Origin of the sequence: Aquisphaera insulae (genome assembly GCF_011064615.1) — a bacterium.
Classification (GTDB): Bacteria; Planctomycetota; Planctomycetia; order Isosphaerales; family Isosphaeraceae; genus Aquisphaera; species Aquisphaera insulae.
Genome location: NZ_JAALJH010000038.1, coordinates 35,344 through 51,605 on the forward strand (window position 1 = coordinate 35,344; position 16,262 = coordinate 51,605).

General features: G+C 68.6%; 10 protein-coding genes. 4 read left to right on the top strand and 6 right to left on the bottom strand.

The window, feature by feature from the left end:
- Positions 1-5 precede the first annotated feature (5 nt).
- A complete protein-coding gene (locus G6O54_RS19665) occupies positions 6-1,100 on the top strand; it encodes a glycosyltransferase (protein WP_165227369.1) in 1,095 nt (364 codons plus the stop codon).
- A 241-nt stretch (positions 1,101-1,341) separates the two neighbouring features.
- Here G6O54_RS19665 and G6O54_RS19670 read toward each other — a convergent pair whose 3' ends face one another.
- Entirely contained in the window at positions 1,342-2,043 is a 702-nt protein-coding gene (locus tag G6O54_RS19670) for a metal-dependent hydrolase (RefSeq protein ID WP_165227370.1), read from the bottom strand.
- 418 nt (positions 2,044-2,461) lie between these two features.
- Here G6O54_RS19670 and G6O54_RS19675 point away from each other — a divergent pair, with 418 nt between their 5' ends.
- The 3 genes from G6O54_RS19675 to G6O54_RS19685 all read left to right on the top strand — a co-directional run bounded on the left by G6O54_RS19675 (position 2,462) and on the right by G6O54_RS19685 (position 4,885).
- A complete protein-coding gene (locus tag G6O54_RS19675) occupies positions 2,462-3,322 on the top strand; it encodes a GNAT family N-acetyltransferase (protein WP_165227371.1) in 861 nt (286 codons plus the stop codon).
- 50 nt (positions 3,323-3,372) lie between these two features.
- Complete coding sequence (locus G6O54_RS19680; protein WP_165227372.1) at positions 3,373-4,257, top strand: 5'-methylthioadenosine/S-adenosylhomocysteine nucleosidase family protein; 885 nt, start codon at positions 3,373-3,375, stop codon at positions 4,255-4,257.
- Positions 4,258-4,396: 139 nt separating this feature from the next.
- The gene (locus G6O54_RS19685; protein WP_165227373.1) at positions 4,397-4,885 is read left to right on the top strand and encodes a hypothetical protein; all 489 of its coding nucleotides are present in this window, start codon (positions 4,397-4,399) and stop codon (positions 4,883-4,885) included.
- A 13-nt stretch (positions 4,886-4,898) separates the two neighbouring features.
- On the opposite strand, the gene G6O54_RS19690 is transcribed toward G6O54_RS19685, so the two are convergent.
- From G6O54_RS19690 to G6O54_RS19710, 5 genes are all read right to left on the bottom strand, one after another.
- A complete protein-coding gene (locus G6O54_RS19690) occupies positions 4,899-5,324 on the bottom strand; it encodes a carboxypeptidase-like regulatory domain-containing protein (protein ID WP_165227374.1) in 426 nt (141 codons plus the stop codon).
- A complete protein-coding gene (locus G6O54_RS19695) occupies positions 5,324-6,439 on the bottom strand; it encodes a formylmethanofuran dehydrogenase subunit E family protein (protein WP_165227375.1) in 1,116 nt (371 codons plus the stop codon). Before G6O54_RS19695 ends, G6O54_RS19690 begins: the two co-directional genes overlap by 1 nt.
- A gap of 16 nt (positions 6,440-6,455) precedes the next feature.
- Positions 6,456-7,502: a DUF1559 family PulG-like putative transporter gene (locus G6O54_RS19700; RefSeq protein WP_165227376.1), complete on the bottom strand. Its 1,047-nt coding sequence runs from the start codon at positions 7,500-7,502 to the stop codon at positions 6,456-6,458.
- 153 nt (positions 7,503-7,655) lie between these two features.
- Complete coding sequence (locus G6O54_RS19705) at positions 7,656-8,597, bottom strand: hypothetical protein (RefSeq protein WP_165227377.1); 942 nt, start codon at positions 8,595-8,597, stop codon at positions 7,656-7,658.
- Positions 8,598-8,697: 100 nt separating this feature from the next.
- Positions 8,698-15,795: a beta strand repeat-containing protein gene (locus G6O54_RS19710; protein ID WP_165227378.1), complete on the bottom strand. Its 7,098-nt coding sequence runs from the start codon at positions 15,793-15,795 to the stop codon at positions 8,698-8,700.
- Positions 15,796-16,262 lie beyond the last annotated feature (467 nt).

The following is a 16,262-nucleotide window of genomic DNA, read 5'->3' on the forward strand; positions in this document are numbered from 1 at the left end:
CGAGCGTGTTGAAGGTGCTGCAACTGATCCCGACCCTGGACCGCTCCGGGGCGGAGAAGCAGATGGTCCTGCTGGCGAAGGGGCTGCCGCGCGATCGATTCTCCGTCGAGGTCGCGACCCTGACCCGGGGCGGCCCGCTCGCCGCCGAGCTCGAGGCCGCGGGCATCCCCGTGACGAACATCGGCAAGCGGTGGAAGGTCGACCCCCTCGCGCTCGGCCGGCTGACCCGGTTCCTCAAAGCGAAGCGGTTCGACGTGGTGCAGACCTGGATCTTCGCCGCCAACAGCTACGGGCGAATCGCCGCCCGGCGGGCGAACGTGCCGGCCGTGATCACCACCGAGATGGCCGTGGACCTCTGGAAGGGGAAGGTCGAGAAGGCCGTCGACCGTCGCCTGGCGACGTGGTGCCATCGTTTGGTCGGCAACTCCCGCGCGGTCGTCGACTACTATCGCGAGCTCGGCGTGCCGGAGGACCGGTTGGCGATGATCTACTCCGGGATCGATATCGAGGAGCCGGCGTCGTCCGACGGGGCCGCGACGAGGACGTCGCTCGGCCTGGCCCCGGACGCGCCCCTCGTCCTCTTCGCCGGCCGGCTCGCGGAGCAGAAGCGGGTGGACGACCTGCTCAAGGCGCTCGACCTGCTCCAGCACGTCCAGCCGGAGCTCCGGACCCTGATCGTCGGCGACGGGCCGCTGAGGAGTCGCCTGGAGGAAACCGCCCGCGCCTACGACCTCGCCGGCAAGGTCCTGTTCCTGGGCCATCGCGAGGACGTCCCCCGCCTGATGGCCGCCGCCGACGTCGTGACCCTGCCCAGCTCGTACGAGGGGCTCCCCAACGTCGTGCTCGAGGCGATGCTCCACCGCAAGCCCGTCGTCGCGACCGCCGCGCCCGGGACCACCGAGGTCGTCGCCGACGGCGAGACCGGCGTCCTCGTCCCCGTCGGCGACCCACCCCTGCTCGCCCGCGCCCTCCGCGACCTCATCCGCGACCCCGCCCGCCAACGCCGGCTCGGCGACGCCGGCCGCGCCCGGGTCGAATCCCACTTCGACGCACAAACCATGATCGATTCGTTCGCAAAACTATACGAAGAATTGAACTAACCACAGAGGCACAGAGGCACGGAGAAGACTGGTGTAGGCAAGAACCGAAGAAAGGGGATGAAAGCCCGGAAGTCGCGCGGGCAACAGTCGGCGGCGCCCGGAATCACATAAAATACGACCATGCCTATTTTTATTGATTCAATCGAATCGTTCTTCCTTCCAGCCTGACTTCCCCCCGCGCCCGTCTCTTCGTCCCTTGCCCATTCCCTCTTCTCTGTGCCTCTGTGTCTCTGTGGTTAGTTCATTTCTTCAGTTCGAACCATTCGCCCGGCTGGAGGATGACCGGGGTGGTGGAGGTCTCCGCCTTGACGCGGTCGGCCCAGGCCTGGGCGTCCTGGGTGATGGGGGGGAACGTGTTGTAGTGGATCGGGATGACGTGCTTCGGCTTGAGGAGCTTCACCGACCTGAGGGCGTCGTCCGGGCCCATGGTGTAGTAGTCGCCGATCGGGAGCAGGGCGAGGTCCAGGCCCTCCTCGCCGATCAGGGCCATGTCGCCGAACATGGCGGTGTCGGCGGCGTCGTAGATCTTGAGGCCGTCGGGCGTGGTGATGAGGAAGCCGGCGGGGTTGCCGCCGTTGGAGCCGTCCGGCAGCTCGGAGCCGTGGAAGGCCAGCGTCAGCTTGACCCGGAGCCCGGTCGGGAACGTGAAGCCGCCGCCGTGCTGGAGGCCGTGGACCTTGGTCAGATTCCGGGGCGGCTTCTGGAGCCAGCAACTGATCTCGTAGTTCGAGAGCACCGTGGCGCCCGTGCGGTTGGCGATCGCGACCGCGTCGCCGACGTGGTCGCCGTGCCCGTGCGAGATCAGCACGAGGTCCGCAGGCGCGTCCTCCGCCCTGATCGCCGCCTTCGGGTTGCCGGTCAGGAACGGGTCGATCAGGACGTTCTCGCCATTCGTCTCCAGCAGGAGCGCGGAATGTCCCAGCCAGCGGATCTTCGTGGACATGACTCGGGCTCGCCTCTCGGATCGCGATGCGGAGCGACACAACGCGGCCCCCGCCGCGCCGTCGCACTTGCCCGATCATCCCCGGCCCGCCCCCGCTTGGCAACCCGCCGTCCGATCGGAAACGGAATCGGTGAACCGTCGAATATCGATTGACAACCGTACACAAGAATGATAGATTCCCAACCGATGAGACAACGCTCCAGAGGGAAGGGTTGTCGGCTGACCTCCCGACCGATGGCGGGAGCTCACAGCGGAATGCGATACAATGAGTAATGGGGCCGGCCCGGCGTCCGGACGCTCGGGGTTCGGTCGCGGCCGGGGCGATGCCAGGGCACCGTGGCATCGCCCCGGCGAATTTTCCGAGTCCTTGGGACGGGCCTTCCGGGACGAGAGCCCGCGGGGGGGGCGAGGCGGGCCGATGCGGAACGTGCGAGATGTGACCGACCTGGACCTGGTCCGGAGGGTCGAGGCGGGCTGGGATGCGATCAACGTCGAGACCGCGCGCTCCCAGCGTGCCCTCGACCCGGCCCTGGGCGCGGACTGGATCGCCGTGGGTGGAGGGCATGCGGCGTTCCTGGGGATGGGCTCGTTCCTGTCTCAGGCCCAGGGGCTGGCGCTCGACGGGCCGGTCGGCGAGGACGAAATTGCACGGATGGAGCAGTTCTTCCTCGACCGCGGGACTCCCGTCCAGGTCGAGGTCGCGACCCTGGCGGATCCGTCGTTCCTGACCGCGCTCTGCCTCCGCGGCTACACGGTCGCCGATCAGAGCCATTCGCTCGTCTGCCCACTCGAAGCCGGTGGCGGGGATACCCGGGACGACGCCGAAACGGACACGGCTTCTCTACAGATCGTCCCCGCCGGGGTGGGCGACTGGGACACCCTCGTGGACGTGACGCTCCGCTGCTTCTTCGAGGATCCCGAGTCGGCGCCGCCGCTGCTCCGCGAGGGGATGCTCGCCATGGCCGCCCTCCCCGCCAACACGGGCTGGCTCGCGGTCGTGGACGGCGAGCCGGCCGGCGGCGGATCGCTCTGGATCCACGAGGGCCTCGCTCTCTTCTACACCGACGGCACCCTGGCTCCCTACCGAGGCCGCGGCATCCATTCGGCCCTCCTTCAAGCCCGGCTCGATCACGCCCGCGCCGCCGGCTGCGACCTCGCCGCCATCGTCACGCCCCCCGGCGGCGGCTCCCAGCGGACCGCCCAGCGCGCAGGCTTCGTGCTCAGCCACGCGCGGACGATGATGGTGAGACATGCCGACGCCAAGTCGGACGAAATGTAGCTCCTTCCTCGAAACGCGCCGCATGCGTTTCTCAAGCGTGGGTTGTCGAAATGTCGGCCCCAATCGAACGAGGACAGGACTCCAGCTATCGCTCGTGTTCCTTGTTGCTATTTGTTGCAACTCCCACGGAGCAGGACGCGCTGAGCGAAGCCGCACGAGAGTTGGGCCTCTCACTCGAGAAGATCAGAGATCAACGGCTGGGCGAATACCACTGGATGGGGCAGGTGGGGAATGAGACCGTGATCGCTGTCAGCCCGATCAAGGAGCGAGGTCGAGTCGTGATGGGAGCGATCGGACATCTTGGGTCCGCGGCCCGCGCGATTCGATTTCAGGAAGCCACAGGCGCACAGGGTATCGTTCAGGTCGGCATGGCCTTCGGCATCGATCCTCGGACGCAGAATCTCGGAGACGTCCTGGTGTCGACTTCGCTCATCCCGTATGACAACCGAACGGTCGTCGGTATGCAAAGTTCGTTCCGTCGTTTCCTCTGCGGCGAGGGGTACATCAGCCGATATCCGGAGGCCAATCGGCGCCCGGCACGCGGCAATCTGGTGACACTCCTCACGAAGGAACGGGAGCGGAAGCAGCATGACTTCAAGATTCATATCGGAGCGATCCTGTCGGGAGCAGCTCGCATTCAGAGTCGGCGCTTCCGGGATGAGTTGGTACAGGGTGTGCCCCCGGGTGATGACCCGATCGTCGGCGGAGAAATGGAGGCGGTCGGCCTCCTGGCGGCGTCGAAGCGAACTGACGACCCAGTCTGGTGTGTCGTCAAGGGCGTCTCCGACTTTGCAGACGAGCGTCGAGACGCGATGATAGAGAAGGGCCGCTTCCTTGCGTGCAGGAACGCGGCGACCTTTGTCCTCTCCGCGCTTCTGAACGACGCCAAGCCTGATGATCTTGTCCGAGGAGCAGGTGATGACCAGGCTCGATGACTTCTTTCGCCGGCCGGCCCAGCCTCTCACCGATCCGCGACTGCGTCACTGGAAGAAGCGGCTGGAACAGCGCGACACTCGAGCGACCGTCGAGGTCTCTCGGCCCGACCTCAGCCTGGGTCTCGGAGGAGACGCCGAGTTGCACGTCCATTTCGTCAAGGACGGTAGGGAGCTTCCCATCGAATCCACACCGTGGGACGACGAGCTCAATGCCGGACTCATCGACCTTGAGGTGCCGGCAGTCGATGCGGACCAGGAGGCAGATCGTTTCGCGCTCGGTTTGCGAGCCGCATTGCGGAAGCCATCGCGTGATTTCGGTGACGGCTATTTCAACTCGGTCCTGACCGACTTCCTGAAGAATGTCGACCGGAGCGAGTATCCGGCGATGTCCGAGGCGCTCGTTTATAGCTCCGCGAACGCTCCATCTCGAGATGGCCTGAGGGGGAGTGAGAGCTATCGCGTTTGCCGTGAGATGATCGCCGATGCCATCACCGGTCGAGCACACGAACTGAGGGACCGACTGCGCTATCCCGAGGATAAGGCCAGGAACATCCTCGACCATGCGCTGGCCCGCTATCTCGACGAACGATTCTCGCTCACGAGCCGGCGCCAGCTCGGGCTGCTTTGAGATTCGATGCAACTCACCTCGCCTCCAGCCGGAACGGCTCCAGCTCGGTCGGGCCGGAACGGACGGTCGCGGTCAGGCCGGTCTCGCCGTCGTACTCGCGGTACCTGGCGGCGAAGGGGAGCTTCGGGTTCTTGCCCTTCCTGGCGAGGAATTCGCTGCTGGGCTCAACGCGGACCTTGTACTTGCCGGGCGCGGCACCCTCGCGAGTCCTGAAGGTCTTGAGGGTGAAGTGGCCGTCCTGGTCGACGTCGCCCGCGGCGGGCAGGCCCCCCTCGGCCGGGATGAACTGGACCGAGCCGCCGGATAAGGGCTTGCCGTCGGCGAGCAGGACGCGGCCCGTCACCGGGTAGAGGGTCCCGGAGTAGGGGCCCTCGGCACCGCATCCGGCCAGGGCGAACAGGGGGAGCACCAGGGCCAGAGACGACCGGCGCGTCGTCATCACTTCGCCTCGGTCATGGTGAAGATGGCGTCGTCGGGGAGCGTCGCCACCCGCCGGCCCTCGGCGTCGAGCCGTTCGTGGGGGAGGTCCTTGATCGCGGCGGCGAGCTCGGGCTTGACGGTGAAGGCCAGGGCGCGGCCGGTGCCGCGGTCGCGGACGATGGTCCGCAAGGCCGCCACGGGGGCATCCTCCAGCTTCAGGTTCAGCCGCCCGGGGCTGACGCCGGTGGCGGCCATCAGGCCGTCGGCCATGCAGGTGTACTGGACCTCCTGCGGGCTCCGGTGGAGGACGTACAGGGCGAATTCGTGGCGAGGGCGGTTCAGCTCCTTGAGGGCCCGCTCGCCCATCCGGTAGCCGACGACGGCCCAGGGGCCGGTCCCGCCGTGGGCCTCGCGGACGCGGGCCAGGCAGGCGGCGACCGCCGGGCCGAGGGCGGCCTCCGGGCTGATCGCCAGCGTGGCCTTGAAGCGGGTCTCGGAATAGCTCCGGCCGTCGCGGTTGCCGACGACGCCGTCGATGTGCTGGGCATACAGGGTCCACGGCCCCTCCATCAGGTCGGGGCAGGGGACCTCGCCGCGGGAATCGGCCTTCAGCTCACGCGGGGCGTCCGCGCCGTGGAAGACCTTCACCGCGATCTCCGGGACGGGCTCGCCTTTCCAGGTGGCGCGGACCACCGGCGGGCCGCCGTCCCGCGAGACCAAAAGGAGACGGAGCTGGTCGCCGCCCAGGCCCAGGTCCGCCGCGCGGGCCGCGTCGATGGCCCTCGTCTGGGCGTAGGCCGCGAGCTGGATCACGAACGTCTTGCCCTGGTAGTCGATCACGCCGCGATCCGCATACGCGGAGAGGACCGCCGGGCGCGGGCCACCGAGCTTGACCTCCAGGCCGTCCGGGAGCCGGGTCACGTCCAGGGGCTTGCCGTCGGCCCAGGCCTTGGTGTGGGCGATCTCCGCCACCCGCTCGGCCTCGCCGGGCGCGGGGGTGTCGCCGAAGGTCATGCGGGCCGTCTCCTGGTCGCCGCCGCCGAGGTGGAACCAGAGCTCGTGGGCGTCGGCCGCGTGGGCGAGGGTGGCCGCGGCGACGACGGCGGCGAGTGAAATCAAACGATGTCGTCTCATGATGGATGAATTCCTCTCAGTATGCGTCGGCGCTGACGACCTCGCCCCCGGCCGAGGTCCCGAGGGCCCGCCAGGTCGCGAGGTTCACCGAGTTCTTGACGAACCGCACGCCGCCGTCGGCGAACAGGGTGTTCACGCCGCCGGGGTGCCGGCTGCGCGCGGCCCGCCATCCGTGATGCGGGCCGCGGAGGCAGTCGTAGGTCCCGCTGTTGGGGGTCAGGTAGTGGTTGTACATGGTGTGCCGGTAGTCCCCCTCCAGCCAGTTGGTCTGCCGGTCCCAGCGATAGCTGGTGGAGGCCGTGCACTCGGTCGTCGTCATCGGGATGTAACTGAAGGTGTCGGCGAACCCGCTGATCCCCGAGGGGATCTGGACGGCGATCTCCTGGGGATTGGGGGCCCCCGCGGCCGGCGGGATGTTCGAGTTGCTGCCGATGAGGCTCTCGCCCACGAGCGCCGTGTTGCTCGAGCCGTCGACGAGGCTCGCGAACGTCGTGCTCGAATTGAGGTAGATCGGGCCGTCCGGCTTGCCGTAGCTGCCGGCCAGGCCAAAGCCCCCGGGGAGGCCGTCGCCGCTGTTGACTGCGTAGCTGCACGGTTTCTGATTGGGCAGCGATTCCTCGCGGATGTCGCTCGGGCAGAGGTAGGTCCGGATCTGCACCTGGTACGCGGTCGTGTTCTGCGGCATGTCGTTGCCGTCGACGTCGTAGAGCGGCAGGTTGTAGTTCATCGCGTTGTAGCCGGTGCCGAGCTCCGTGTAGGGCATGATCTGCACGAAGGCCGAATAGCGGTAGTGCCCGGGCCACGTCGGCATCCCCGGCCCGGTCGCGCAGCAGACCCAGTAGTTCGTCATCGGTGCGATGATCCCCGACGACGGCAACGTGCCGAGCGCGCTGTAGTAGTTGTGCAGCGCGATCCCCACCTGCTTCAGGTTGTTGGTGCACTGCATCCGCCGCGCCGCCTCGCGCGCCGACTGCACGGCCGGCAGCAGGAGCGCGATCAGGACAGCGATGATCGCGATCACCACCAGCAGCTCGATCAGAGTGAATCCACGACGACGTCCCATGCGAGCCCTCCTCCGCGAAAGCCGTGGCGCTGTCTCCCGGCCCCTGGCCGGTAACACGATCCTACCAATCGTAATACCGAGGGGGAACCGGGGACCGCCGGTCGTCCCGAATCTCGTGGATCGGACGGGGGACGTCGATCTCGGGTGCGGACGTCAGGCGCGTCCCGAAGGCCGCCAGGCGGGGCGATGGGGGAAGGCGGCGCGGCGAAGGTCCCAGGCCCGGCGGAAGGCGTGGCCGACCTCGGCCGCCTGCTCCGGGCTCCACGTCGCGCCGACGGGGAGGAAGAGATGGCTCTCCTCTCGGCGCACGGGGATCCGCTCGACCAGGATCGCCCGCAGCAGCCAGACGGCCTCTTCCTCGTCGGCCGTCTGGGCTCCGATCCAGCCGACGTGGGGATGAGGTGACAACGGCAGGCCGGCCGCACGGACGGCGGATTCCAGGGCGGCGAGGGCCGCCCGGTAGGTGTCGGGCGCGGACGAGGCCTCGTCGGACGTCGCCGGCTCGAGGTCCTCGGCGGAGGCGAGGGATTGCTGGTCGGAGGACAGGTGGTCCTCCCAGTAATGGGACGCCTTCGCCAGGGCGACGACGACGTTCTTGATCTCCTTCTCCGGCCGGAAGGCCGGCCCGGCCGGGAGCTGGAGGATCGTCCCGCGGCGGCGGGCCGCCACGTTCTCGGCGTTGACGGCCAGTTGGAGCCAGGCGGCCTCCGCCAGGTCCCGGCACCGGATGCCGACCCAACCGGGGGCGTAGCCATCCTCGACCACGTACCCGCTCGTCAGGCCGATGGCCCGGTCGATCTCCGCAACCGCCGCGCGGTGTCGATCCGGATCGGCCGCGACCTCCGCCGCGGGCGGAGGGCCCAGGAACTTGCCCCGGTGCGGCGGGCCGCCCGCCAGGGCCAGGTCGCAGAAGGACGTCCAGATCCGGTCCCAGGCGACCTTGCCGTCGGGCCCGTAGATCAGCCCGGCCGAGCCCATGGAGACCGGCGGCACGTCGGAGTAGCAATGCTGATAGCGCGGCGGCAAGAGGGCGTTGATCTTCGCGTCGAGGGCCGCCAGTGCCGCCCCGTGATCTCCACGTCGCGTCGCGCTCATGGATCGGGTCTCATCGGTGCGCCCGTGAGGGCATCGGATCATGCCGGCAGGCCCGGTGGGCCGTCGACCAGTGTATCCGATGCCCCCGCGGCCCGCCTCCTCAGCGATGGAACGCGTGGAACGGCCGGCTCATGGCCGGGGCGTGACCGGCCCGCGCGGCCGGCTTGGCCTTCGCGGCGGCCCTGGCCGAGGCCGTGGCCGTGGCGGCGGGGGAGGTCGACACGGAGGCCGTCCCCTTGGTGCCCTGGGCGGCCGCCTTCGAGCCGGGCGAGAACGGGTAGTAGTCGAGGAGGAACCGGGGGGCGTGCATCTTCACGCGGACGTCGCCGAACTTGCCCAGGCCCCAGATGGTCTGGCCCAGGTACGCCTGGCCGTTCTTGCCGTCCAGCGTCTTGACCGTGCCGGACAGGACCGACCGATGGGCCACCCGATTCACGACCGTCAGCCGCTGGCCCTGGCCGTTGCCGTAGAGCAGGTCGTCGAGGAACCCGCCGCGGGCGAGCGTCAGGGTCACGAGCTGATTGGTCGGCGTGTAGTAGGCCAGGTTCGTCCCGCGGGCGAACATCGCCGCGTAGTTCGTCCCGGCCGTGGAGCCGTCGCCGGAGAGCTCGTAGCCGCCGATGTCCATCAGGCCGCCCGCGGTCCCCTTGAGGATCAGGTGGAAGAACGCGTTGGCCGGCAGCGGGGTGCCCGGCGCGATGGCCACGGTGAAGTTGGACGGGTCGTAGGTCACGGCGGCCGGCACCTGCGACTCGTCGCCCGTCCCGTACTTGCCGTCGGGTCCCATGCTCTGGAGCAGGTAATTGTTCGGATTCAGGGCCGTCGACGGGATCAAGGGCTTGCTGAAGGTCACGAAGACCTGGCTGATGTCGGCGGTCGTCCCGGTCCACTGGAAGGCGGTGACGGTCAACGGCGTCGTGTTCGGATCCAGGTCGACGATCGTCAGCGTCGCCGTCGAGGGCGTCCCCAGGACCGGCGCGCCCAGGGTCTCGTCACTGCGGACGTTGCTCAGGACCACGTTGACCAGCTCGTTGCCGCTGCCGTACGGGTTGGCCAGCACGGGGACGACGATGGTCTTCGAAGTCTCGCCGTCGGCGAAGCTCAGCGTGCCGGAGACCGGCGTGTAGTCGTAGCCCGGCAGCGCGTTGACGGCGACGGTCTGGTAGTCGACCTGGACCGCCCCCCGCGCGCCCAGCGTCCGGTTCACGGTGAGCGTCGCCGTGCCGGCGTTCTCATTCACGCTATAGGACGCGGACGAGAAGGCAAAGGTGCCGACCCGGTCGACCACCGTGACGCTCTGGCTGGACGTGTTCGAGGACGGGTCGGTGTCCGTCTCCGTGGCCGACGCCGTCACATTCACCACCAGGCTCCCGACGACGCCGGGCGTGACGGTGAAGCTCACCGTCGCGGAGGCCCCGGCGGCGAGCGTGCCGACGCTGGCGACGATGGACGTCCCCTGGAGGGCGACGGTCCCGGAGGGGCTCACGACCCCGGAGCCCGCGACATAGGACGCCCCCGTGGCGAGGGGGCTGATGATCGTCACGTGCGTGGCCGTGGAGGGGCCCTTGTTGGTCACCGTGAACGAGAAGGGGACGCTCTCGCCCACCTGCGTGATCCGCAAGACGGCCGGTAAGACGTTGTTGAAAGTCAGGTCGATGGCCGGCCTGGCCGCGGTCGTCGCGGTGGACGTGTCGTTGCTGGGGTCCGGATCGTGCACGGCGCCGCTCACGGTCGCCGTGCTCGTCAGCGTCGTGTTGCCGGCGGACACGTTCGGAGTCACGATGATGTTGAAGGTCGCCGAGTTCGCGCCGCCGGGCCCGTCCAGGCTCCCCACGTCGAAGGTCAGCTTGCCGTTGACCGGCACGATCCCCCCCGTGGCCGAGACGAACGTCACGTCCGCCGGCAGGACGTCCACGACCGACACGCCGGTGGCCGGCGAGAGGCCGTTGTTCGTCACCTTGAGGGTGTAGACGAGCTGGCTTTCCACCAGGGCGCTCGAGGCCGCCGTGAGGCTCACCGCCAGGTCCGCGGACGGGACGACGGTCGTGGACGTCGTCGCGGTGCCGTTGGACGGGGTCTGGTCCGCGGAATTGCCGGAGATGGTGGCGGTGTTGACGATGCCGGCCGCGGCCGCCGCGGCCTGGGGGATCACCGTGACCGTGATCGTCGGCAAGGTGGTCAGGCCGGTCGTCACGCCGAGCGTCCCGAGGTTCGTCGTCACCGTGTTGCCGGAGATCACGGGGGTCACCCCGGGGGTCGAGCTGACGGCCGACGTGATCACGACCGTGGAGGGGAGCGTGTCCACGACCACGGCGGCGATGTCCGCCGAGGGGCCGGCGTTGGAGATCGTGATCACGTAGACGGCCGGCTCGCCCACGTACACCGAGCCCGGCCCGGTCACCGTCACGCCGCGATCGCTGAGCGGGTTGACGGTCACGCTCGCGGTGGCCGTGTTGTTGGCCGGCGACGGATCGTTCTGGTCGGCGACGATCTTCGCCACGTCGGACGTGACCGTGGACGTCGAGACCGCGGCGGCCTTCACCTGCACCGTGAACACCGTCGACGCGTTCGCCGCCAGGCCGAAGGTCGGGAAGGTAATGACGCCGCTCGCGTTCGGCGTGGCGCCGCCGGTCGCCGAGACGAACGTCGAGCCCTTCGGGATGGTATCCGTGACGATCACGCCGGTGGCGGGCGACAGGTTGCCGTTGGCCGCCGTGATCGTGTAGGTGATGAGCTGGCCGGCCAGCGCGGTCGGCACGCCGGAGCTGAGGGCCGCGTCGGAGGTCACCGTGACGGACACGTCGGCGCTGGGGGTGATCGTCGTGGAGACGGACGCGGCGTTGTTCGAGGTGTCGGGGTCGAAGTCGCTCCCGTCGACCGTGACGCCGTCGACGATCGGCGAGGCCGTGGCGGCGGCCAGGGGGATGACGGTGAAGCTGAAAGTGGCCGAGGCGTTGGCCGCCAGGTTTCCCACGGCGAAGGTCAGCTTGCCGGCGACCGGCGTGACCCCGCCGGTGGCCGAGACGAACGTCACGTTCGCCGGCAGGGTATCGACGACCGACACGCCGGCGGCCGGGGACGGCCCGTTGTTGACCACCGTGATCGCGTAGGTGAGGTCCTGGCCCACGTAATAAGGGGCGGTCGAGGTGACCGCCAGCGAGCTGACGGCCAGGTCGGCGGAGGCCGCGACGGCCGTCGTGACGGTCACGGTGTCGTCGTTCGGGTTCGGGTCGAAGTCGGTCGTGGAGACGGTCGCGGTGTTGGAGACGGAGGGGACCGCGGCCAGCAGGACGTTGACCTGGAAGCTGAGCACGACCGAGCCGCCGGCGGCGATCGTCGGCAGCGTCGCGGTGATCGTCCGCCCGCTCACCGACGAGGTGACCCCGCCGACCGACGCGGTGAACGAGCCGGCGTAGGACAGCGAGGCCGGCAGGGCGTCCGTGAAGACGACCCCGTGGGCCGGGTCGGGGCCGGCGTTGGTGATCGTGAACGTGTACGTCATGGTCCCCCCCGCGTGCACGGGGGGCGAGGTCGTGCTCGCCGAGCCGGTGATCGAGAGGTCGGCGACCACCACCGTCTCGGCGTTGAGGGCGAACTCCGAGGTGTTGCCGTCGGGATCGGTGGCCGTCGCCGTGACGAACGACCCCCCGGGGACGTTCGCGCCCGGGAAGGTGAAGTCGAACGGCGCGTTGTGCGAGGCGTCGGTCGTCATCGTCCTGGTGCCGATGAGGTACTGGCCCTCGCCGTGGCCCGAGGGATCGGCGGTGGGGTTCCAGAAGAACTGGAGCACGTATTGCGTCGATGCGCCCGCGTTGAGCGAGCCAATGACCTCGAGGTTGCCGCCGGTGGAGACCGCGGAGCCGAGCACGGGGTAGTTCTGGTAGTCGTTGGGCCCGGGGACCGCGCCGATCTCGTCCGGGTGGTTGGGCGTGGGGCCGTTGCCGAAATTGATGCCCAGGCCGGTGTTGTCGTGGATCGAGTTGGACAGGATCGTGTTGTGGTGGACGTCGAAGACCAGCCGGATGCCGTCCCCCGGGTCCAGGGAATTGCCCCTGTTGTAGGCGATGACGTTGCCCGCGCCGGCCGCCGTGCCGCCGACGGTGACGTCGTCCGACCAGATGACGATCCCGGTCCCGACGTTCCCCAGGTTGGTGGCGCCGCCGGGGGTCGTGCCGATGTAGTTCCCCTGGACCACGGTGCCGTTGGCCGGGCCGACGGTGAACTCGATGCCGTTGCCGTTGTTGGCCGCGATGACGTTGCCCGCGCCGGTGGTCGTCCCGCCGATGGTGTTGTTGGTGGGGCCGGAGATCCGCATGCCCGTGCCGCCATTGGGGAGGGCCTTGATGCCGGTCACGTCGACGCCGATGTAGTTGCCCTGGATCACCTCGTAGCCCGAGCCGAGCACGAAGCTGTCGATGCCGGCGGCCGTATTCCCCGAGATGACGTTGCGGGCGGCGGCGGTCGTGCCGCCGACGGTGGCGTACGAGGCGTTCGTCCAGATCAGTCCTTTCGAGTTGCCGATGGCCTTGGTGCCGGTGATGTCGGTCCCGATGTAGTTCCCCACGACCAGCGAATGGTCGCCGGTCCCCATCGAGATCCCCTCGTTCCTGTTGCCGGAGATGACGTTGCGGGCCGCGGCCACGGTGCCGCCGATGGTGGTGAGGTCGGCGCCGTTCTGGAAGATGCCGTAGCCCGAATTGGGCACGGCGATCGTGCCCAGGGCATTGAGGCCGACGATGTTCCCCGCGATCAGCGTGCCGCTGGACGTCGTTTGCCCGGCGTTGATCTCGATGCCCTGGGTGCCGTTGCCGGAGACCACGTTGCCCGCGCCGGCCACCGTGCCGCCGATCGTCGTCCCGGTGGACGAGGTGACCACGATCCCGTAGCCCCTGTTCGGCACGGCGACGTTGGAGAAGTTCGCGACGCCGACGAAGTTGCCCTGGATGACGTTGTTCGACGCATTCGAGATCGCAATCCCCGCCTGCCCGTTGCCGGCAATCACGTTGCGGGCCGCGGCGGACGTGCCGCCGACGGTGTTGCTGTTCGTCGACAGGTTGATGCCATTGCCCACGTTGCCCAGGCCCGTCGAGCCGGAGGGGTCGGTGCCGATGAAATCCCCCTGGATGAGCAGCCCGCCGGAGGTCCCCAGGGCCGTGATCCCAGACCCGCCGCCCGACCCGCCACCGTTGGCCCCGATGACGTTGGCGGCGGCGGCGACCGTACCGCCGATGACCACACCCGAAGAGCCGTTGAGGAAGATCCCGGACCCGCCGTTGCCGATCGCCTTGTAGCTGGGTGTCAGGGTACTTAAACCTGTGAATGAAAGGAGCCAGGTCCCCCAGTTCGCCCCCGCCTGCGACGCCGACGCGTACTCATTGGCGGCCAGAAAAGAGCCGCCACTCGGATTCACAACGATGCTCCCGGTAGGGCCGGCGAGATAGGGCGGGGGCTCGGTCGAGACGTACGTCGCCGCCCCGGCCTGTGCCAGATAAGGCGCGGCCGTGGCGCCGGCGGGCATGCCGGGGATCTGGTTGGTCACGTACATGGACATGTTCTCCGTGGAGGACGACTCCACGTAAGTCAGTCCGATAGAGCCCATTTCCTGGATCGCGATCGCAGGCGAATAGGTGGCGACCCCGACCCCGCGGCTGATGTTGCCCGCCTGGGCCAGCGTGGGGAAGCTCTGGGCATTCGAGGCGTCTGTGGCGAACTCGTACCAGCGGACGTTCGCGTCGCCGGCCGCCGAGCCGATCGTGTGGGTCGCCACCAGCCGGTTGTTCAACCAGGCGACGCCCGCGATCCCCGTGTCACCGGTGTCAATCTTCGCCGTCGTCCCGGGCTGGCTGGCGTCGGCCGGGTCGGCATAGGCCGGCACCGTGATCACGCTGCTGCCGAACGTCGACGCGGCGATCAGCGGGTTCGCCCAAGTCATCACCCGGACCGTGCTGTAGCTCGAGGCCGGCACGGGGTCGCTCTCGACGAAGTACATCGGCTGGCCGGCCGTCGCCCCGTGCATCATCGCCGGCGCCAGGGAGTAGTCGCTCGGCCGGTTCACCGCGACCGTCGTCAGCGAGCCGGCCCCGATCGAGGACGCGGCGATCGAGAGGACCTCCGCCCCCATCCGGGTCGTGCCCGCCGGGTTGTACAGGTTGAAGGAGAAGACGATCGCGTCGGCGTTGTAGCCGAAGGTGGGGCTGGCCGCCCAGTTGCCGCCGCTCGACACGTCGATCCGGTACTTCGAGGAGAAGCTCGCCTCGTTGCCCGCGTCCGAGAACGCGACGTTCAGGAACGAGCCCGACGTGCCGGCCTGATGCTCCAGCGCGGACACCACGAACCGGCCGGCGAGCTCGTCATAGAAGACCTTCGGGGCGAACAGGTCGGGGGCGGTCGCGGCCGGGAAGAAATCGGAGAGCTTCATGGTCGTGGGGTTGGCCCCGCCTATGTCGCTGAACCGGAGCGCCCCGTTGACCACCTCGATGACATCATTAAAGTTCCCCACGGCGACGGACGTCCCCGGCGGGACGGACTTGGCGTCGTTGTATTGCAGGCCGGCAAAGCCTACGAGGGGTATCGTTGATACCGTCCGAGCGCCCGTGCTCACGCCGATCTGGTTCCCCTGGATCACCAGCCCGGTCGCGCCGGAGGAGATCGCCTGGATGCCGTTGCTCGTGTTCCCGGCGATGATGTTGCCCGCCCCGGTGGCGGTGCCGCCGATGGTGTTGTCCTTGCTGCCGGCGATCGAGATCCCCACTCCGTTGGCCTTCGCCGCGGTCCCGTCCGCGTTGGTGCCGATGTAGCAGCCCGTCACCAGGTTGCCGCCCCCCTGGTCCAGGAGGATCGCCGTCCCCGGGCAGCCGTTGATGGTCAGGGCCTTGATCGTCGAGCCCCCGGCGGTGACCGTCAGCGCCACGTCGCTGGTCTTCAGGGCCGAGGCGTCCAGCTCGATCAGGGGCTGCCCCGTGTAATTCCCCTGCGTCGACCCGTCGATGACCGTCGGGTGCGACACCGTCGGCAGCGGCGACCCCAGCGCGATCGTCTTGACCCCGGCGCCGCCGAGCTGGAACCAGACCTGGCTCGTCGGATCGGGATCGGTCTGCGCCTGTGTCAACGCCCATCGCAGCGAGCCGGAATTGAGGTCGTCGTTCGTATTCTGGACCGTGTAGACCGACAACAGCTCGCGGCTCTCCAGCCACTCCAACGCCACCCTTCGGCTGCGGCCACGTGCGGACATCGGACGACGGCGGACCCCACCCGTCTGACTCTCGAACATGTTCGCCTCGCTGGTACTGCCTCGAGTTGCCGCACCACCATTCGCAGCCGCCCGGAAGCCGAATGCATGCCGCCTATTACTGTCTCGATCTTGTGTGATTGCAGTTCTGATGATTTGGGCAATTCACACAAATTAGATCGTCCCAGGTCGTCGCAAACCAGACTCGCATGGGGCGATTGAATTTTCAATAGATGCAGCCCTCACCGCAAGCGTTTCGGCGGCAGTGAGTGAGTCGATGACGCGATTCGTCTCGACGAGTGGCGAGCCGGGGCGAGGATGCGGACGCTCGGTCCACCGCCGAGCCTCCGAGCAGCCGGATCCGTCCCGCGATCGGTATCCGGCGGTGCCTCCCGCCGCCTCGATCGCGGGGAAACCGCCGCCGATTCGGTGGAATG

Coding starts and splice junctions, on each gene's coding strand:
- G6O54_RS19670 (WP_165227370.1), bottom strand. CDS start 2,043: ATGTCCACGAAGATCCGCTGGCTGGGACATTCCGCGCTCCTGCTGGAG.
- G6O54_RS19675 (WP_165227371.1), top strand. CDS start 2,462: ATGCGGAACGTGCGAGATGTGACCGACCTGGACCTGGTCCGGAGGGTC.
- G6O54_RS19680 (WP_165227372.1), top strand. CDS start 3,373: ATGTCGGCCCCAATCGAACGAGGACAGGACTCCAGCTATCGCTCGTGT.
- G6O54_RS19690 (WP_165227374.1), bottom strand. CDS start 5,324: ATGACGACGCGCCGGTCGTCTCTGGCCCTGGTGCTCCCCCTGTTCGCC.
- G6O54_RS19695 (WP_165227375.1), bottom strand. CDS start 6,439: ATGAGACGACATCGTTTGATTTCACTCGCCGCCGTCGTCGCCGCGGCC.
- G6O54_RS19700 (WP_165227376.1), bottom strand. CDS start 7,502: ATGGGACGTCGTCGTGGATTCACTCTGATCGAGCTGCTGGTGGTGATC.
- G6O54_RS19705 (WP_165227377.1), bottom strand. CDS start 8,597: ATGAGCGCGACGCGACGTGGAGATCACGGGGCGGCACTGGCGGCCCTC.